This window comes from Chryseobacterium aquifrigidense, assembly GCF_006716485.1.
GTDB lineage: Bacteria > Bacteroidota > Bacteroidia > Flavobacteriales > Weeksellaceae > Chryseobacterium > Chryseobacterium vietnamense.
Window position 1 is genome coordinate 2386648 of record NZ_VFPD01000001.1, and the last position, 21170, is coordinate 2407817.

Here is a 21170-nt window from a genome sequence, read left to right on the forward strand (position 1 = left end):
AAACTCAATATGAAAAAAACAGATGTTGCTGTAATTGGCCTATCCTGTGTCTTTCCCGGGGCACAGGATGCCAACACTTTTTGGCAGAATATTGTCAATAAAGTCGATTCTACCGAGCCGGCTCCGGCTGATCGGATAGATCCTGTTCATTTCAGTGATGCTACAAGTCCCGTCGACCGTTTTTACTGTCAGCGTGGAGGATTTATCCCTGATTATACATTCGATCCTACAGCATTCGGTATTTTACCACTCGCTGTTGAAGGAACGGAACCTGACCACTTACTTACCCTTGACCTGGTACAGAAAGCACTGGAAGACGCAGGAATATTTCAGAAGAAAACTTCTCTTGAAAAAACGGGAATCATCATCGGTAAAGGAAACTATACCGGTCCGGGAGCTACCCGCGCTATCGAAATTGTAAGAACCGGAGAACAGATTTCCTCGTTACTGCAGGAACTGCTGCCTCACGTTTCTTCATCCGATATTGAAAAGGTAAAGCATGCTTTTCAGGAACGTAAAGGCCGTTTTGCAGCAGATACCGCTATGGGATTAATTCCTAATCTTGTAGCCTCTCTTGTTGCCAACCGTTTCAATCTGGGAGGTGCTGCATTTACAGTAGATGCTGCTTGTGCATCCGCTTTAATCGCTGTAGACCATGCTGTACAGGAACTTCAGAGAGGTCGTTCTGACATTATGATTGCAGGAGGAGTACACACAGGACAAAATGCTGCTTTCTGGAGTATTTTTGCCCAGCTGGGTGCGATGTCCCGCCAGCAGCAGATCAAACCCTTCAGTATAGATGCTGATGGATTATTGATTGGTGAAGGTTGTGGCTTTGTTGTGTTAAAACGATTGGAAGACGCTGTTCGTGATCAGGATAAAATTTATGCAGTAATCAAAGGTATAGGAGTAAGTAGTGATGGTACCGGAACCAGTGTGATGAGCCCTTCTGTAAAAGGTCAGTTGAAAGCGTTGGAACAAGCCTGGATCAATGCTGATTTAGATAAAAATAAAGTCGGTTACCTTGAAGCTCACGGCACAGGAACACCGCTTGGAGATAAAACAGAACTTCAGACCTTAGCTCAGTTCTTCGGCAAAGAAGAAGCTGCAACTGCAGCGGGTATCGGGTCTGTGAAATCCAATATCGGACATGCTATGCCTGCAGCGGGAATCGCAGGGTTAATTAAAACCTGTCTGGCATTACACCATGACACATTACCTCCAACATTATATTGTGAGAATCCAACTGCAGAGATGCAGAACACAAGGTTTGAACCGGTACAGGAAGCTAAAAACTGGTCAAAAACAGGACTGCCAAAAGTAGCCGCTGTAAATGCCTTCGGATTTGGAGGAATCAATGCGCACGTTGTTCTGGAAGGCTATGATATGCCTAAAAAAGATCAGGTGCTGATATTGGCAAGACCTACCCATGAAGAACTGCTTTCAGCATTACAAAATAATGAAACAGCCATTGGAGAAGGAGATTTCAGAGTAGCGATCTTCGATCCAACGCCTGCAAGAATAGAAAAAGCGATTAAAATTGTTTCCAAGAATATCATCTGGAAAAACAAACAGGATATCTGGTACACTTCTACTCCATTATTAAAAGATGGCGGTAAAGTTGCCTTTGTATTTCCTGGCTTAGATGGTCTGGCTAAAGGTGAGGTAGATACCGTTAGCCGTTATTTTGGATTAACGGCACCGATAGAAACGGAAGGCGAAGGTCTTTTAACCGATGCTTTAAACATTTTCAACAACTGCAGTATCCTTGACAATTCACTGAAAAAACTGGGAATTATTCCCGATATGAATGCTGGACACAGTTTAGGAGAATGGCTGGCAGGATATTCATCTGAGCTGGCAGAAGCCAATTCTGTAAAAGCTTTAATTGATGTACTGAATCCGGAAACATTTGAATTAAAAGATTCCAAATTCATTGCTATAGGAGCAGGTATCGATGCCATAAAACCTTTTATTGATGAAATTTCAAACCTGTATGTATCCAATGACAACTGCCCAAATCAGGTGATTCTTTGCGGAAGCAATGCTGCTTTGGATGAATTGGTTCCTTTGTTAAAAGCAAAGCAGATTTTCCATCAGGTATTGCCGTTCCAATCGGGTTTTCACTCTCCTTTTATTGCAGATAAACTGGATGTGATCCTTGCAGGAATGGAAAAAGCACAGTTTCAGCAGACAAAAATCCCATTGTGGTCTGCCACAACACTAGAACCTTATCCTGCAGATCAGGCTGCGATCAGAAAACTGAGTGCCGAGCATTTGGTAGAACCCGTTCGTTTCCGTGAACTGACAGATAAATTATACGAAGAAGGCGCAAGAGTCTTCATTCAGGTGGGTACCGGAGGATTGATCGGATTTATTGATGATACTTTAAAAGGAAAAGCATTCAGTACAATTGCTTCCAGCGTTCCTACCCGTTCTGCATTGGCGCAGTTACAGCGTGTAGTTGCTTCACTATTCGTAGAAGGTAAAACAATTGCTCTTGACTTTCTGGAGATTCAGAATCACTCGAAAAGAGTATCAGGAAAAGGCATTAAACTGGAATTAGGCTCACCTATTATCCGTAATTTTAAAGAAGTGAAAGCGTTGGCTCAATCCTTTGATTCGCCAAAACAATATACTACAACAGCTTCAGCTATTGCGACTAAAAGCGGCCACCCGCTGGTACAGGCATTCCAGGATAACGTTGCAGATATGATCCGGATGCAGGAAGAAGTATTGACTTTATTCCAGAACCGTCCGGAGATTACAATTCCACGTCCTGCTCAGACTGCTCCTGTAGTACAACAGGCTGCTCCAAAAGCACCGGGAAGTACAAGTTTCTCAAAAGATTTGTATGTAACGCTGGAAAGTCATCCTTACCTGATTGATCACAGCTTATTGAGACAACCAAAAGGTTGGGCTCATGTAGCAGATATGGAACCGGTAATTCCGATGACAATGATTTTTGAGCAATTAGCAGAAATTGCAGAAGCAGAAATTCCGGGAACACGGGTTCATAAAATCATGAATGTAAGTGTATTCCAATGGATGAACGTGGCCAAACCTTTTGAGAAAACCGTAAAAGGAGAATGGCGTTCACCGAATCACGCTTATCTCGACATTGAAAACTTTGCCAACGCAGAAGTAGTTTTAAAATCGGGTCCTGTTCCAACACCTGCTTTCAATCTTTCCATCGGTACTCTTTTACCCATCGAAAGAACACCTGAAGAAATCTATGACATGCACATGTTCCATGGAGAAAAATACCAGGGAATTACTGAAATTTCAGCCGTTGGAGATAAAGGAATCATCGGAAAAATAAAAGGAAACGGCGGTAAGGGTTCATTACTTGACAATGCCGGACAGTTATTCGGGCTTTGGCTGCAGCTTACTTTGGTAAAAGACCGTATTGCATTCCCTGTAAAAATCAGAGATATTGAATTCTTCGGAGATATGCATAACCAGGAAGGTATTTTTGAATGCACCTGTATGCTGACCGAGCTTAATGATGAATTTGCCATCGCAGATATCATCCTGAAAAGAGACGGAAAAGTTTGGTGTGCCATTACGGGCTGGCAGAACAGAAGACTGGAAATTGATGCCGCTTTATGGAATGTTTCCATGTCACCACTTCACAACAGACTTTCGGAAGAGATTGCTCCTGAAGTATTCTTCTTTCATCAGGCGTATACCAGAGTGGCTTCATGGGATTTCATCCTGAAAAGATACTTTAACCAGACAGAAAAACAGCACCACCAGCAGTTATTACCCAACAAAAAGAAAAACTGGATGGTAAGCCGTGTGGCCGTGAAAGATGCCGTAAGAAATCTTCTCCGTCAGGAAAAAAATCATGCCTGCTTCCCGATTACGTTTGAAATCCGTTCCGATGAAGTGGGGAAACCTTACCTCATCAGTGATTTTACAGAAAACATTCATATTTCATTAGCTCATAAAGGGAAAGAAGCCGTGGGAATTGCGAGGTATGGAAAATCTGTAGGAATCGATATGGAACTGATGGAAGAACGCAGCGCCGGATTCTACGACATGGTATTTACCAACAACGAATTAGCATTATTAAAAGACAGAGATCAGGCAGAATGGACCACCCGCTTCTGGGTAGCCAAGGAAGCTTACGGAAAGTTCTTAGGAACAGGACTGAAAGGGAATCCAAAAGCCTTCGAAGTCGAACAAATAAAAGATGATCATCTCTGGATCAACAACATTGAAATCAAAACTATTAAACATAAAAATTATATTATCGGATGGACACTGTAAACGCAACATTAAAAATGAACCACGAAGAACTTTTTACTTTATTAAAAGGTTTTATTACTGAAGTGATAGGTGCTGAATTTGTAGAAGAGATGGACATTACTCCTGAAAGTTCATTCACCAAAGATCTTGAAATGGACAGCATCGAGATTGTTTCTTTCTCTGAAAAGATCAAAGCCCATTTTGGCGATCAGATCGACTTTACAGGTTGGTTATCTTCTATGGATCTTGACCAGCTGATAAATCTTGACCTTAGTATGATCATCAATTATATCTACGAATGCCAATAATCACTGTCAATAACAGACAAGTTCATATACAGGAACTCAACAAAGGAGCCGAACAAACCGTGGTACTCATCCACGGTATGTTCAGCAACCTGTCCATTTATTATTTTAATATTGCCCCTGTGCTGGCCAAGCATTTCCATGTGGTGATGTACGATCTGAAAAGCCACGGTATGAGTGAACGCTTTTTGGATGGGTACGACCTTGACAACATGTCATCCGATTTAATAGGTTTAATAGATCATCTTCAACTGGAAAAAGTACACCTTGTAGGCTATAGTTTCGGAGGTCTTATTGCTTTAAAAACAGCTTTAGAATACCCGGACCGCGTGAATCAGCTCGTGGTAATGGAAGCTCCGGATCCTCAGGATGAAAAAGCGCGTAACATCATTGATGAATACAGCAAAGAATTTCTTGAGCATTATGTAGCCAACTTTACAGATACCACCAAAGTACAGATGGGGAAAAGACAGATGGAAAAGAACCACCGTATGTATGAATTTCTGTTTAATCAAACCACCATTAAAGCAGATATGATTAAGGAAAAACATTTCCTTGGTGAAGCCCATTTCAATGAATTGACAGCTCCCACTCTATTGCTTTATGGCGCTGATTCCAACTGCAGACAAACAGGTGAATGGTTGCAATATCAAATCAGCGGATCTGAACTTGAATTAATCCCGGGCGATCACAATATTCCTATTCAGGAACCGAATCTGATAGCAGAAACAATCGCTCAATTTTTATCTAAAATTTTAACACAAAACCATGGCTAAATTTGCATTTATAGTTCCACCATTGACAGGACATGTCAACCCTACCTTAAGCATCGGTGCTACTCTGTTGGAAAGAGGACATGAAGTAGCCTGGATCAGCCTTGACCCTACTTTAGAGGCTAAACTTCCCGAGGGAGGAAAATTATTACTGATCCAGTACGATCAGACCGACGAAGAAAAAAAAGAAAGTGAACAATATCTCGATATTATTTCAAAGAAAGTAGTGTACGGAATCGACAGCGTGAAGTTCCTTTACGAAGAGGTGCTTATCCCGCTGAACAGACATTGCTATAATGGAGTTGTTGCTTTACTGAAAACATATCAGCCTGATTTGATTATCGGTGACCACCAGTTATTTGCAGCCCCTGTTGCTGCGAAAGCGCTTGGAATTCCTTATGCCACTTCCGTTACCGCTCCGGCTGCCATTAAAATTATGAATGAGCTTCCTAAAGTACATGAATGGGAAGTGAATCAGATTGTAGCACTACAGAAAGAATTAGGTTTCCAGGAAGAACGTTCTCTGGCGACTTCAGATCTCTTGACCCTTGTTTTAACCTCGAATTATTTCTTTGGTGACATGGAAGATCTGGCACCTCAATATAAATTCACAGGACCAGTTCTCACAGAGCGTCGTATTTCTTGTGAGTTCGATTGGGACAGATTGAAAAATGCCACCAACAAAAAGATTCTGGTAAGCATTGGAACGACCTTCGATCATGATCACAAAAAAGTATTCTTCCAAAAGGTTATTGATGCCTTTAAAGATGAAGATTTAACCGTTGTAGTCGTTTCTGATCCACAGCTTTTCGATCAGTGGCCGGAAAACTTTATGGTCTATCAGCAGATTCCTCAACTGGATCTTTTACCTCATCTTGACGGTGTGGTATGCCATGGCGGTCACAATACCGTATCTGAAACCTTATCCAACGGTATTCCTTTGGTCGTGATCCCGATTGCGTATGACCAGTCGCATGTTGCAGGACGTGTGGTGCGTACAGAAGCGGGTGAACGTCTTAATTTCAACCGATTTAAAGCCAATCACCTGAGAGAAGCAGTACACCAGATTTTAAATAATCCAGGCTATCGTGAAGCGGCTCAGAAGGTAGGACAATCTTTTGTGAATGCAGGAGGTGCAGCTACAGCAGCAAATCTGCTGGAACAGGCTATATCAAAGGCTTCAAAGCCTGAAAAACCCTCTAAGTTTTTATTCGTAGTTCCCCCGTTTTTCGGACATGTGAGCCCTACTTTAAGTGTGGGAGCGAGTTTGATTGCACGTGGACACGAAGTAAAATGGTTCGGGATTACGCCTTTAGACAGCAAACATATTCCTGAAGGAGGCTCTTATTTCTATCCAGAAGAAGACCTTGTTCCCTATCAGGAGGAAATTGCCCGCATTTTAAAAAGACAGGATGACGGCCCGGCCTGTTCCGGACCTGAAGTGATGAAGCTGGCACTGGAAGAAACCTATGTTCCTTTCGCTAAAATGATGATGCCGGGATTAACGAGACTGACAGAAAGCTGGATGCCGGATGTGATCGTAAACGACTGCATCACTTTCGGAGGGGCTCTTTTCGCTCATAAAAATAATATTCCTTGTGTAACGACAACTCCGGTTCCGCCGGATGTGATGGGAGACACGGAAAAAAGTGCTCCCAAAATCTGGGAATGGCAGCAAAACCTGATTAAAGACCTGCAAAAAGAAGTAGGCATTCATGAAGAAGGAATTTATATCCATTCTCACAAACTGAATATGGTATTTACCTCACAGGCTTTCGCCGGTTTTGAAACTGTTCCACCTCATATGAAATTTGTGGGTCCGGTGAAAGGCCGTCCGAACGATGCTCTATTTGACTGGGATAAACTGAATGCTTCTACCACTCCAAAGATTTTCGTATCATTGGGAACGCTGCTCGTAGATATCAGAAAAGCTTTCTTCGAAAAAATCATCGCTGCATTTAAAGATCAGCCGGTAACAGTGATTGCTGCTACTCCACCCGAAATTTTTGAAGAATGGCCGGACAATTTTATTGTGAACAGCTTTGTTCCCCAGTCTGCAGTAATGCAGCAGATGGACATGGTGATCTGCCATGGTGGTTTCAATACCGTAAATGATACTTTCCGTAATGGTTTACCTATGTTGATCACACCTATCGCTTATGACCACTTCCATATTGCCAAACTGATTGAGCAGGCAGAGTGCGGAATCAGCATCCGGTACAAAAGACTGCGTGTAGATGCGCTTCGTGAAACCGTTTTTGAATTGTTGGAAAATCCAAAATACAGAATCGCCGCTCAGGAAGTCCGCAATACATTCACGCTTGCTGGAGGAAATGACAAAGCAGTAGAATTATTAGAAAATTTTGTACACGAACATTCAATATTAGCTTCAGTGTAGCCTATGAATCAACCTATAAAAAGAAGATTGCTATTTGGAGAGCGCATGTTATTAGGGGACGGAACAGAACCTTTTAACGCGGTCATTCCGTTCAGACTTAGAGGTACTTTTACATTAAAAGAGATCCAGCAGGCTCTGGCCCGAATCCAAAATAAACACCCGTGGCTGAGAGCATTAATCAGCCATGATGAAAAAAATATTCCGTGGTTTATTGTTCCTGAAAAACCTGTTTCTATTCCTGTAAGAATCATCACCAGACAAAATGAAGATCAGTGGCAGGAAGAATCCAGGAGAGAATGGAACACCACCTTTAATTACGAAAAATTGCCTCTGATCCGTTTTATCTGGATCAAGGGGGAAGACGTTTCTGACATGCTGTTTGCGTTCCACCATTGTCTTTGCGATGGTGGTTCTGCAATGGCTTTTTTAAAAGAGTTTCTGACAGTACTGGACAATCCGGCTGCCGATATCGGGACAGAAAAGCCAATATTAGGAATCCAGGATGTGGTTCCATCTGATATTCTGAACAGCCGCAGACAAAAACTGAAAGCTAAATTTATCGGAAGATTGGCGGCTACAGCAATCAAATGGCTTCCGGTAAACAAAAAGCCTGTTGAAAGACAGAATGACTATCTGATCCATGGTAAACTGGATGAAGAGACAAGCCAGCAGGTCATCGCTTATTGCAAATCTCATGAAGTGACCGTCAATACATTTTTGAGTGTGGCGCTGCTACACGCATTCAGAAAAGTAAGAGGCAAAAAATCCTTCAACAAAGTTTCCTGTCCGGTAGACATCAGACGTTTTGCCAAACAGATTAAAGAAGATCACATCTTCGCTTTCGGGCTGATGATTGTGATTTCTCTGGATGAAAAACTAAACTTTACAGAGAATCTCCGTGCGATGCAGAAATCTGTTCAACAAAAGTCTTCAAAACTGGATCCGTACATCACCATGATGGTCATGGAGTCCGGACATGATGCGCTGAAAAGTTTTACCAGACTGTTAAAAAACGGAAAGTCATCCAACGACTGTATGTTTTCCAATCTGGGGCCTCTTCAGATTCCACATGAGTACAAAGAGTTTTCGGTAGAGACCATCTTCAGCCCATCGGTCATTGGTCCGCTGGGAAATACCACTACCCTTGTGGTTTCTACTTATCGTGGAAGAATGGATTTTTCAATCATGGGAAGTGAAGGCTATTTACCCCATGCTGAAGTAACGGCTATCCGTGATGAGGTTCTGAGAACAATTTATTCACAAGTTAAACAGACAGCAGTATCATGATCAAAAGACCTTTAATGATGGTGGAAAGGATCATGTATGTAGATCCGGAAACCCCCTTAAACTGTATTTATACGGCAAGAATCAAAGGAGAGATTTCTGAAGAAAATTTTAAAAACGCTTTAATACGAATCCAGCAGAAACATCCGATTCTGAGAACTAATATTGATCATAACAAAGGGCGCTATCCTTTTTTTATGGGACAAAGAGATATTGAACCTATCCCCCTTCGTATTGTAGAGCGTACCACAGACGAAGATTGGTTCAAAGAATCTGAAAAAGGATGGTTTAAACTTTTTGAAACTCCCAAAAAACCTTTGGCAGAAGTAGTCTGGGTAAAAGGACAGGATACTTCCGAAATCCTTTGGATCATGCCACACTGTATATCCGATGGGACTACTGGAGTGACTTTACTCCGTGAACTTTTAAGTTTGCTGGACAATCCTTATGCTCCGCTAATTCCTTATGTTGCTTTTGAATCTGTTGATGATTTCCTGCCTTCAGATTTTAACACCGGAATACAAAAATGTAAGGCCAGCCTTTACCTGCTGTTTGCCAGAATATTTTTTTTCATCCAAAGAAAAAGTAAAAAGAGAAATCAGGGGAAAAACTATGCCATTCACTGGAAAATGACTCCGGAGGACACCAAACTGATCACTGAAAAATGTAAAGCCAACGGAATTTCTGTGCATGCCTTGCTGTGCTCTTCGGTAATGCAGGCCTTCCGTGATATTCAGGGAGACCGTGCCAAAGGTAAGGTGATCAGTCCTGTAGATGTGCGTCATTTTATTCCGGAAATTAAAGAAGATCATTTATTTGCTTTTGCTCCAACGGTAGAACTGTCTGTGAAAAAAAACAGTAAGGATGTTATGAGCAATGCCAAAGAGATCAAAAAAGATCTTACGGAGAAAATCAACAAGATGGAAGCCCGTGAACTCCTGTGGATGGGTGAACATATGCATCCTGTTGTGGGACATATGATCAATATGCTGAAATCCAGTGAAGGCGGGCATGATGTAACCTTATCCAATATGGGAAAGGTAAACATCCCGAATGATTATAAAAATTTCAGTCTGGAAACAGTCATTAGTCCTACCGTGGCTTTCCCATGGCTGAACTCGAATACCTTAGTTACCAGTACGTACAACCAGCAGATGGACTTCACTTTCATGTCCAATGAAAATTTTCTTCCCAAAGAGGAAGCTCATCGGATAAAAGATAAAGCCATCGAGCTATTGACCACCTCTCTATGAAATTTAAATTAAAGCCTCCGAAGCCCAAACTAATAAAGAAAACCACCCTGAAACGCTTTCTCATAAAGCGTACAATTTATTACGTCCTTCCGAATGTGTTTTTTAATTTTATTATTGCCTATGCCAGTTTTAAGGAATTAGGCTACACCCATTTCTTTTCGGGTACACAAAACCTGGCCCGTCTTACTCTGCCTATGGCGATCTTCCTTCCGGTAGTTCTCACCATTGATATCATCAAAAGAGTAACCGATGCCGCCAGCCAGGAAGCCATCGAATTTACCGTAGATGAACAGTTGAATATTAAAAAACTCATGACCAGGTTAAGTATTTTACATGGTTTGATTACAGGACTATTGGTATTGTCTCTGCTCTTTATAGGACAATATAATTTTTCAAAAGATTATAAACTGGATGCAACGGCAATGGCCGTGGTAGTGGGAACCCTCGCAGGAATATTGTCTGTGGTTTTTGTGTATTTACCAGTTTGGAGGTTGAGGAGATGGATGTGCAAAGTAACATCAGTTCCTGCAGACATCAACCCATGATTTTTGAACAAAAACAGATACAACACTGTATATCATTCAATTAAGAGTCAAAAAAAGGATAATTATGCCCGGATAATCATAAGGACACCGGGTATTTTTACGAAGATCTCAACTTAATTTTTTCCTTTAAAACTCAGTATTTGGTAAATTTTTTATATTTATATAATAATTTACAAGAATTTTCTTGAACAGAATGACTAACAATGTATGTACAAAATCACGGATCAGTTAAAAAATGTAGGATTCAGTATCAATCGTTTAGATTTCCTTATCAATAGAAATAACAACAAAAGAGAATTCAATACCTTAGAATATTTTTGTATTTATATTATTCTTGAAGATATCCAGTTAACGGTAGAAAATGTTCCCTATCCTTTAAAAGGAGGAAGTATTGCCTTCGTAGGACCTCAAAAGAAAATAATTTTTGGCAAAACCAAAAGATCAGATGTGTATTCAATTGCATTTTCCTCCAGCTTTTATGAGAGATCAACCAAAGACAGTCTTTTTATCAATTCGCAGCTTTTTTATAATTATAATTCCGACATATTTATAGCGCCCTTCCTCAATGTAGAACAGATGAGGGTGGTATTTCTCGAGCGGATGGAAAGTTTCCGGGCAAAGGATGAAAGCTTATATATAGCTGCTGCCCATAATGCCATAGAAAGGCTGATGCTGGACGCCCTTTTACATATTCCCACTGAAGAAATCAAAAAGGATATCAAATTTGACTATATGTACTATGTTAACCGATTCAAAGTTCTGCTGCAAAGAGATTACAAAAAGGCAAAAAAAGTGGCTTACTATGCAGAAGAACTTAATATCTCCTCGAGGAAACTCACGGAGATGACAGAGTATGTACTCGGCAAAACAGCCAAGCATATTATTATCGAAAAGCTCATTACAGAATGCCGGAAAGCACTGAACTTCTCCAATTCCACGATCTCTGAAATATCTTATGATCTGGGTTTCAGCAATGAAGGAAATTTCACCAATTTTATAAAAAAACATACGGGAAAAAATCCCTCCGAAATGAAATAATTTGTATATTTACATAAGTAACCTTTTGGGGAAAAATATAGGTTATATGCTTGCAAAGTATATTTTATTCATTTTGCTTTATTTTGCTTTTACAAAATCATTTGCACAGGCAGCAGACGGTTTAAGGCTTAACGTCAGGCTTTATCCCGTACAGATGCTTGCTGTTGGCACAGGATTTTCGGACGATGGGGATGAGTCTTCCTTCCGGGAGGTTCAGTCTGTAATGATCTCAAGTCCGTCCGGGTTTCAACTGAATGCACAATATGATGAATACCGGGGTACAAGCGGTAATTCTGAAAGCAACAGAGAAAGATCGGATGAATATCCTCTTATCAGCCAGTACAAAGGAGTGGTTCAGGAGAGATATATCATCAACGATGAGTTAGAAAATGCAATAAAAAATTTAAGCTCTGACACCAGTGATGAGCAAAATTTTTTAATATTAACTCTAATTTCTCAGTAAAAAATTAAGCAAGGCTTAAAAAAATACTATGCACTAAATAACAATCTCACAATTTATTCATTCCCTATAAATTAAGTAAAATTAATGTTTAAGATTAATAAAACATTTTTTTTACTTTATGGTGATTTTATCAGCATTTAAATACTACTTTTTATGTAATTATTCATAAAGAGTATTGATTGGTGCGCTCTTATTTCTCCGTAAAAATTCACAAATAATAAGTATCTTTTCACAAAGGTCCTGCTGTTCTTTGTATTTACCTTTGCATCCGCAATTTTAAAAACAATTAATACAAAAAACATCCTTAACCTTATGAAAAATTTGATCTTAGCTTCTTTTGCTATCCTGGGATTCTCAACATTAAAAGCACAACAGAATGTAACCCTTAACGTGAGACTTAAACCTATTCAGACTCTTGTTGTTAACAACGCTCAAAAAATCGTTAACCTAGACTATGTAACCAAAGATGACTATGCTGACGGTGTATCTTCTCTCAACGCAGATCACTTAAGCATTTACAGCACAGGAGGATTCCAGGTAAAAGTAAAAGGTGGTAACGATGTATTACAGCAGGGAGGTAAAAACATCCAGGCTAACACGATCCAGATTATTGCAAGCGCAGGCTCTGAGGCTGTAAACGGTGCCCAATATGCTCAGAATGTACATTTATCAGCTAACGAAGCTACTTTGGTAACTTCTTCTACCGGAGGTGTAGACAAAAAAATCAATATTGAATATAAAGGTGCAGGAGCTAATACTTACCTGGATAATTATATCGCAGGACAAGATCCTACCGTATATACTACTGAACTTACGTATACCATTATTTCTCAATAATAGATATCATTTTGTAATGATAAAGTGTTGTACCTACCACAGCACTTTATCAACACTTAAAAACTAATTTCCGTCATGAGCAGATTCTCTCTTCTCCTTTTCAGTCTTCTTTTCCTATCCTCTCTTCATGGATACGCACAAACAGGAGTTTCGGTTTCACCGCCAAGGCTGTATTTTGAGTCGGGAAACGGAAACAGCAATACCCAGACAATAACGGTAACGAATGTAAGTGCCAAGAATTCTCTGGATCTTGCCGTAAGCCTTGGAGACTGGGAGTATGACGGCAAAGGTGAGAATGTAACGTATCCTGCCAATACTCTTCCCACTTCATGCGCAAGTTGGGTTTCGGTCAAAAAAGAAGAAAATTACTTTACTTTAGCTCCGGGAGAAAAAAAAGATATTGAGGTAACCATTACAGTTCCTAACGCACTTTCAGACCAACTGGCTGCCCATACAGCCGTTTTGTATGTTAGTCAGATGAATCCGGTAGATGATGTGGACCATAAAGGTGCCAACATCAAAGTGAGCATACGCTCAGGCATCAAATTATTCCACAAGCTGCCTGCGGCAAAAACCAAAAAACTTGAAATCCAGAATCTGGTATACGGAAAAACAACCAGTACAATCAACCTCTTCTTTGAAAATCAGGGTGACGTATGGGGAGACGGAAAAATATACACCGACTTTGTGAATACCCAAACCGGGAAAAAAGTATCACTGGATCCCGTTATCTTTTATACGATGCCCGGAAACAAAAGGGAAATGGATATCCCATTACCGGCAGGCCTTGAAAAAGGAAAGTACACTGCTTCGGTAATGATTGATTATGGAGACAACAACAATCTGGAATTGGGAGAATTAAGTTTCAGCTATGAATAGTAAAACATTCTTCTGTTTCTTGCTGCTGGTTTCTCCGAACTGCTTCTCACAGGTCAATTACAATTCCTGGATAAACAGCTACTTACAGATTAATTCCTACAGCGGAAATACCAATCCGGATGCATACACCTTTACTCTGGCTGGTAACGGTGCATTTAATATTCCTTACTGGAAAATATCCATGAGGCTGAAACAGCCCATCACTTCCACTGACGGAAATTATACGATGCCTGCCAACAAGATTTCATTTCAGCCGGTTTCCACTTCAGGACAGGCTTATCCGGGACCCGTACCCACAATTCCTCAGATCGGAATGCCGCTGAATACTTTTCTTCAGGCCAACCAGGAAGTCTTTTTAATTCCGCAGTCCAATGCAGCGCTTTACAATCAGCCGCCACAGCCCAACGGCTACTATAACCTGCAGGTAAAATACAGCCTGACCGTTATGGGAGGATCCTATCTGGGTAGCTACCCTTCCTGGACCAGGTTTAATGTTCCGGTACAGTTTACCGCGTATGACCAGTACAACAATATTATCGGCAGAGGGGATCATAATTTTCAGATTCACATCGGACCGCTCAGCGGAACTCCGACTGATGTACCAGAAATGTCGCTTCAGTTTTCAGCAAAAGCGGTTAACGGATCACTGGAATTCAAAAGTATGTCGGATTATGTCAACGGAGTAAGTGTCATCTACTCCAATGGACTGATTGTAAAAAGCAATACCAATTACCAGATCAAATTACGTTCTCTTCAGGGGCAGTTCAGCTCTCCGGCCGGAAACTACATTCCTTTAGGAACCGTAAAAATGAATCTCATCCCGGTTTCAGGAAACAATGGAAATGTCTACCCTATCCTATTGAGTGCTTCTCCGCAGCTTATTGCAACAGGAAGCTCGACGGGAAACTCCAGCCTGTATTATGATATCAGATATTCCACCAAAGCCAATGATGAAAGACTGATTAATGCCAAATCGGAAGAATATTCCACCACCCTTCAATACGAGATTATCCCCCAATAACCATGCTTCAAGACCTGTTCAAAAAAATCTTTTTCATTTTTTTGATTTCGTTTCAGATATGGATTCCGGCACAAAGCAGTTCCGGAATAAGCCTTGATATCCGTAATGAATCCAGAACAGATAAAACAGGAATCCTGGATCTGATTATCGTCCTTGACAATCAAAGCACCAATGATTTCAAAGGAAAAATAAACATTACCATTCCTCAAGGTTTCAGAAATATTTCAGGAAACAGTCTTCAGGTCGAAATAAAATCCGGGGAACATCTTTTTCTTCCTGTAAAGATTGTGGTCAGCAATAATGCCGTTTCAGGAGAATCCCGTCTGGGTTTCCGTCTTTCGGACCAGCAGAATAAAACAATGGCGGAAAAAGAAATACCTTACACCGTTACTGAAAATAATGCCATGCGCATCACGGCAGAAACCCCTCTGATTTATGTGAATAAGGCTACCGATTCGGTAGAAGTAAGGGCAAGGGTTTCCAATCTTGGGAACAGAAAGCAGCATGTAACGGTTGTCTTTAAAATTCCTGAAGCTGAGCAGGGAAATGCTTTTATAGAGAAAACAGGAAGTATTGGCGTGCAGAAAGATTCAGTCTTTGTGTTCCGTTTTCTGCCTTCCCGAATCAGATCACGCAGTTCTCAGATTTCCGTTAATATTGCAGGCTTCAGAGAGCCGGACAGAGAAATATTCGGCAATACCAGTGTTTCCATACAGAACGTTTCTTCGGTGCAGCGCTATGAGGATATGGAATCCACTGCATTTTCCAATTTTACCAAAAACACCATCACGGCAAGTTACAGACATGCCGGGGAAAACCTGGATATGTATCAATTGGTAGGTTCGGGAGGTTTCAATCTTCCTTCAGGATATATTTTCATCCGGGGGAATATCTATACGATGACGCATCAGAACGATCCTGTTGTCAACAATACCTATCTGACCTATCACAGGGAAAACAGTGAATTCACGATCGGAAATATCAATAAACTACTGGAACTTTCCATGTTCGGAAGAGGGCTGGAATATGCCTACACTTCTCCGGACAAAGACAAGAAATTTGAAGCCGGATTCGTAGACCAGACCTACAGCCTGATCGAAAGAAATTCTTTTTTGAAATATGGCTATGGATTTTATACCCGAGGAACTCTTGGGGCTCAAAATGCTTCCCGCAATCTCTCCGGAACATATATTTTCAGGGACGATCCTTATGAAAAAGCAAAACATCATGTAGCGGGAACTGATCTTCAATATGCTTTCGGCAAAGACTGGAAAACGAATACCAAGGTGTATGGCGGACTGAGTTTCTACGAAAATAACCAGCCTTCCAAACCTTCTTTAGCTTTGGAATCACAGTATTCGGGAATGATCAAAAAGATCAATCTGAATGGAAATTATTTCTACAGCACAGATTATTATCCCGGAAACCGAAGAGGAATTTTACAGATCCAGCAGAATTTCTCTACCATGATTTTCAAAGACCATTATGTGTATGCCAACATTACGGCTTCCCATTTTTCACCTAAGTTCTACTTTTACAACAACACCCTGAATTCAAGCAACATAAGACTGGATACGGGAATCAATTTCCCTAAAAAAGGGAATTTCGGGATGGGGCTTGGCTATCAGTACCAGGAAGAAAACTCCAATTCTTATAATACTTTCTTCAATGCCCAACCTTACGAGAACACAAAACAGCTGAAAGCCCAGCGTTTTACGGAATACCTTACCTGGCTGAGCCCTGATAAGCAACACTCCTCTATCTTAAGCTTAGAGACAGGACTGGTTCAATATCCGGATAACGACAAACAGCAGTTTCAGATGAAAGTAACCGGAACTTACAGCTACAAATGGCTTACCGTAAACGGGATCTATCAGCACGGAAGTTATTTCCTTTCCGAATATGCTTTTTCAAAAATGATGAACCAGCGCACTCCCTACGAAAAGCTTTCCCTTTCTGCTTTTGTGAATAAAAATTTCTTCAACCGTCAGCTGAATATCACCTCAGGGGTTTCTTATACGGATGATGTTCTTTACGGAAAATCGCCCTCCGGTTTTATGAACCTGAAGTATTCCAGGGAAAAGTACGCTCTGTACCTGAACTCTTCCTACTTCAGTTATACTGCAGGAAGCTTCACCAATAATCTGTTGACCGTTGAAGCCGGTGTGACCGTCAATCTTAGAAACAGCACCCTTGATCCGGGTAAAAAAGGTGATATCAAAGCGTTTGTCTATTATGACCTGAACGAAAACAATATCTATGATGAGGGTGACAAAGAAGCGGCAGGCTATCTCATTATGCTCAACAATATTTCATTTAAAACCGACCCGTCAGGTTCTATCAGCTACCGTTCGATCCCTTACGGAAAGTATGCCCTGAAACAGGTGATCCAGCAAGGCTGGTATTATGATGAAACCGAATTTACCGTAGACAAGCACCACTACTCTTTTGAGATTCCCCTTCATCAAAACGGAACGACCCAGGGAAAAATAACCTATGATTTTGATTCCAAAACCGCAGTAGATTTCACGCCTAAAGTCGGAGGTGTTCTCTTCAATATTTACCGCAACGAACAGTTAGTACATCATATCATCACCGATGATAACGGGGAATTTGCCTCCTTCCTGCCTTCCGGAAATTACAGAATTGAGCTGAACAAAAACTCTCTGCCTTCCAATACCTATTGCGAACGCTCTACCGATACTTTCAAAGTGGAAGCCGGGAAAATTGTAAAACTTGAGCCGTTTGTGATTAAGGTAAGGGAGAAGGTGATTAGGGTGAAGAGGTTTGGGAGTTAGTACCACTTGCAAGTTACGAATATTTGTCATGGATCAGTTTATTGGGGGATTGAGAAGATGGATGTGTAACAGAGTAAATATAATTGCTTTAGACCATTACTAAAAACTATATTTTTTTTTATATACTGATAATAAAATAATTGAAATTTTAACACTAGAAAAATAGAAATTACTTGTCTTATTTCTTCGTTTGAGGAGCTCGGAATCTTATCTTTGCCGAACTAAACCAATAACAGAGAAAATTCCTAATGGCATTTAACGAAAATTCCAGAGTTAAAATTCCTGCCCTTCTTCATCTTATGAAGTTGGGCTATAAGTATATTCCATTTTCAGAACAGAATCGTAGAGATGAAACTAATATTTTTGAAGACATTTTTGTTGAAAGTCTCTTGCATATTAATCCGGATGTATCCAAAGAAGATATCTTACGTGTATTAGATGAAATTACTTTAGAATTAGATTATGAAGATCTGGGAAGAAAGTTTTTTAAAAGACTTACTGCAAACTCTGGCATTAAACTGATAGACTTCAAGAATTTCAACAACAATAGTTTTCATGTAACAGCTGAATTAACAGCTAAAAATGGAGACGAAGAATTCAGACCAGATATCACAATTTTAATAAACGGTATGCCACTGGCTTTTGTTGAAGTAAAAAAACCACATAACAAACAAGGTGTACTTGATGAAAGAACCCGTATAAATACCCGCTTTAAAAACAAGCATTTCCGACGTTTTGCCAATATTACCCAATTGATGGTCTTTTCCAACAATATGGAGTATGAAGATGGTATTGTAGAACCTGTTTTTGGAGCTTTTTATGCTACATCTGCTTATTCTAATCTGCATTTCAACTATTTCCGTGAAGATGAAGAATTTCCGGTTAAACAAAAATTTGGAATAATTTCAGAATCTGAAGAGAATACCATTCTAAAGGATAACAATTTATTAGTTATAAAACATAGTCCAGAGTTTAAAGTTAATAAAGAACTTTATACACCTACGCATCGTATACTTACTTCTTTATTTAGCAGGGAACGTCTGGCTTTTATATTACGTTATGCCATTGCTTATGTAGAAGAAGAAAATGGTTTGCAAAAGCACATTATGCGTTATCCGCAGATTTTTGCAACCATGGCGATTACTCAAAAATTGAGTGAAGGAAAAAACAAAGGAATTATCTGGCATACACAAGGTTCAGGAAAAACAGCGTTGGCATTTTTTAATGTTAAACATCTGACTGATTATTACCAGAAACTAAACATAATTCCAAAATTCTATTTTATTGTAGACAGAATTGATCTACTTGATCAAGCTTCTACAGAATTTAGTAATAGAAAATTAAGTGTTAAAAAAGTTAATTCTCGACAAGAATTTATTCAAGATTTGCAGGTTGTAGGTGCCATTCATAATGATAGTGGACAAGCAGAAATTACAGTAGTCAATATTCAGAAATTTAGCGAAGATTCAACCATTATTAAACTGCCGGATTATGATATTAATACACAACGTGTCTACTTCTTGGATGAAGCTCACAGAAGTTACAATCCAAAAGGTAACTACCTTGCTAACCTTATCAATTCTGACAGAAATGCTGTAATAATTGCATTAACAGGAACTCCATTGTTAAGAGAAGTCACTAAAGAATATGATTCTAAACTACTCTTTGGGAACTATATTCACAAATACTATTATAACCGTTCCATTGCAGACGGCTACACCTTACGTTTGATTCGTGAAGAAATTGAAGGAAGCTTTAAGATGGAGATGAAAGAAGTAATGGAGCAGATCAAATTGCTGAAAGGAGACATCAAAATATCGGATGTATATGCCGAAAGACCATTTGCACAAGGATTACTTAATTATATAACTAAAGATCTCATAGAATTCAGAGATCGCTGGAAAGATGAATCTTTGGGAGGAATGGTTGTTTGCGATTCTTCTAAACAGGCTAAAATGTTGTTCCAATTATTTGAAGAACAGTATGGTGAACAAGAAACAGATGCAGATAAACTACCATTAGTTGCGGAAGCATCTGCTCCTTATGGTAAGCGTAAAAAAGACAAATTAACCGCTGCATTAATTCTGCATGATGAAAATGATAAATCCACTCGTAAGGAACTGATAAAAGCCTACAAAGGAGGAAAGATAGATATTCTTTTTGTATACAATATGCTATTAACAGGTTTTGATGCCAAACGATTAAAAAAGCTTTATTTGGCACGTGTTATTCAGGATCACAATTTGTTGCAGACATTGACCAGAGTAAACCGTCCGTACAAAAACTATCAATATGGGTATGTAGTAGATTTTGCTGACATATCCAAAGCTTTTGACCGTACCAATCAACTATATTTTAAAGAATTGCAAGACGAGCTTGGTGATGAAATGGAAATGTATTCTAACTTGTTCAAATCAGAAGAAGAAATCAGAGAGGAGATTGACAAGATCAAAGAAACTCTTTTCCATTATGATACTGAAAACAGGGAAATATTCTCACAGCAAATAGCTCAGCTGACTGATAAAAAAGAATTATTACAGTTGGTAAAAGCCTTACGCACTGCAAAAGAATTAAAAAGCCTGATAGCATTGCAAGATTTACAGGGACTGGGAGAACTCATAGACTTTGAAATTCTAAACCGCTTATTAATTGAAGCACAAAATCGTTTGGATAATCTCAATCTTCTTGAAAATCTTGCTAATGCTGAAGAAACTCAAAATCTTTTGAATATTGCATTGGAGGATATTGTTTTCCAATTTATTAAAGTAGGAGAAGAAGAACTAAAACTGGCAGATGAACTGAAAGATCAGCTTCGCAAAACACGTGAAGCCCTACAAAATAATTTTGACCAGAACGATCCAGTTTTTGTAAGTTTAAGAGAAGAACTGGAACGTATTTTCAAGAAAAAAAATCTCACCGAAACAACGCAAGTCGAAATGGTAGAAAACTTACCTTTGCTTCGTAAAATATATGATGAAGCCAAAGAGCTGAACCGTAAAAATGCATTATTGAAAGCCAAGTACAACAACGATAAAAAATACGTCCGCATCCACAAACGCCTGACCGAAAAAGGTAAGCTTAATGCTAAAGAAATACAACTTCACAGGGCACTAATGCAGGTAAAAAATGAAGTAGATACCAGACTTGAAGGACAGGAGGATTATTTAAATAATGAAGAGCTATTCGAGCGTTATTTGGTTCGGTTAGTAGCTCAAAGTTTTGTGATAGAAGAAAAATTAGATTTAGATGCAGGTGCCAGACAAAATATTGGTAACCTTATTGGAAAAGAATACTTACAACTGTATAACAACAGAATATAAAA

The 21170-nt window shown here is 39.7% G+C and carries 14 protein-coding genes; all 14 read left to right on the plus strand.

The features are described from left to right. Positions 1-9 precede the first annotated feature (9 nt). The 14 genes from FB551_RS10610 (at position 10) to FB551_RS10675 (ending at position 21168) form a co-directional block, all read left to right on the plus strand. Positions 10-4275 (plus strand): type I polyketide synthase, encoded by a 4266-nt coding sequence (locus FB551_RS10610; RefSeq protein ID WP_142017348.1) that lies wholly within the window; start codon positions 10-12, stop codon positions 4273-4275. Continuing rightward, positions 4263-4562, plus strand: coding sequence for an acyl carrier protein (locus tag FB551_RS10615; RefSeq protein ID WP_002977699.1), 300 nt, complete (start codon positions 4263-4265; stop codon positions 4560-4562). Before FB551_RS10610 ends, FB551_RS10615 begins: the two co-directional genes overlap by 13 nt. Further along, a complete protein-coding gene (locus tag FB551_RS10620; protein ID WP_142017350.1) occupies positions 4553-5335 on the plus strand; it encodes an alpha/beta fold hydrolase in 783 nt (260 codons plus the stop codon). Before FB551_RS10615 ends, FB551_RS10620 begins: the two co-directional genes overlap by 10 nt. Continuing rightward, the gene (locus FB551_RS10625) at positions 5328-7730 is read left to right on the plus strand and encodes a glycosyltransferase (protein WP_142017352.1); all 2403 of its coding nucleotides are present in this window, start codon (positions 5328-5330) and stop codon (positions 7728-7730) included. Before FB551_RS10620 ends, FB551_RS10625 begins: the two co-directional genes overlap by 8 nt. 3 nt (positions 7731-7733) lie before the next feature. Next, complete coding sequence (locus FB551_RS10630) at positions 7734-9017, plus strand: condensation domain-containing protein (RefSeq protein ID WP_047433829.1); 1284 nt, start codon at positions 7734-7736, stop codon at positions 9015-9017. Then, complete coding sequence (locus tag FB551_RS10635) at positions 9014-10267, plus strand: phthiocerol/phthiodiolone dimycocerosyl transferase family protein (protein WP_047433831.1); 1254 nt, start codon at positions 9014-9016, stop codon at positions 10265-10267. Before FB551_RS10630 ends, FB551_RS10635 begins: the two co-directional genes overlap by 4 nt. Then, positions 10264-10812, plus strand: a complete 549-nt coding sequence (locus FB551_RS10640; RefSeq protein ID WP_047433833.1) for a hypothetical protein — start codon at positions 10264-10266, stop codon at positions 10810-10812. The genes FB551_RS10635 and FB551_RS10640 overlap by 4 nt, the downstream gene beginning before the upstream one ends. 207 nt (positions 10813-11019) lie before the next feature. After that, entirely contained in the window at positions 11020-11850 is an 831-nt protein-coding gene (locus tag FB551_RS10645; RefSeq protein WP_047433835.1) for a helix-turn-helix domain-containing protein, read from the plus strand. Between the two features lie 46 nt (positions 11851-11896). Further along, positions 11897-12313, plus strand: a complete 417-nt coding sequence (locus FB551_RS10650; protein WP_142017354.1) for a hypothetical protein — start codon at positions 11897-11899, stop codon at positions 12311-12313. A 312-nt stretch (positions 12314-12625) separates the two neighbouring features. Beyond that, entirely contained in the window at positions 12626-13150 is a 525-nt protein-coding gene (locus FB551_RS10655; RefSeq protein WP_142017356.1) for a hypothetical protein, read from the plus strand. Between the two features lie 75 nt (positions 13151-13225). Beyond that, positions 13226-14029 (plus strand): fimbrial biogenesis chaperone, encoded by an 804-nt coding sequence (locus tag FB551_RS10660; protein WP_142017358.1) that lies wholly within the window; start codon positions 13226-13228, stop codon positions 14027-14029. Continuing rightward, on the plus strand, positions 14022-15050 hold the full coding sequence (locus FB551_RS10665; protein ID WP_142017360.1) for a hypothetical protein: 1029 nt from the start codon (positions 14022-14024) through the stop codon (positions 15048-15050). The genes FB551_RS10660 and FB551_RS10665 overlap by 8 nt, the downstream gene beginning before the upstream one ends. Before the next feature lie 41 nt (positions 15051-15091). Further along, a complete protein-coding gene (locus tag FB551_RS10670) occupies positions 15092-17848 on the plus strand; it encodes a COG1470 family protein (protein ID WP_142017362.1) in 2757 nt (918 codons plus the stop codon). A 248-nt stretch (positions 17849-18096) separates the two neighbouring features. Beyond that, complete coding sequence (locus FB551_RS10675) at positions 18097-21168, plus strand: type I restriction endonuclease subunit R (RefSeq protein WP_142017364.1); 3072 nt, start codon at positions 18097-18099, stop codon at positions 21166-21168. Positions 21169-21170: the final 2 nt, after the last annotated feature.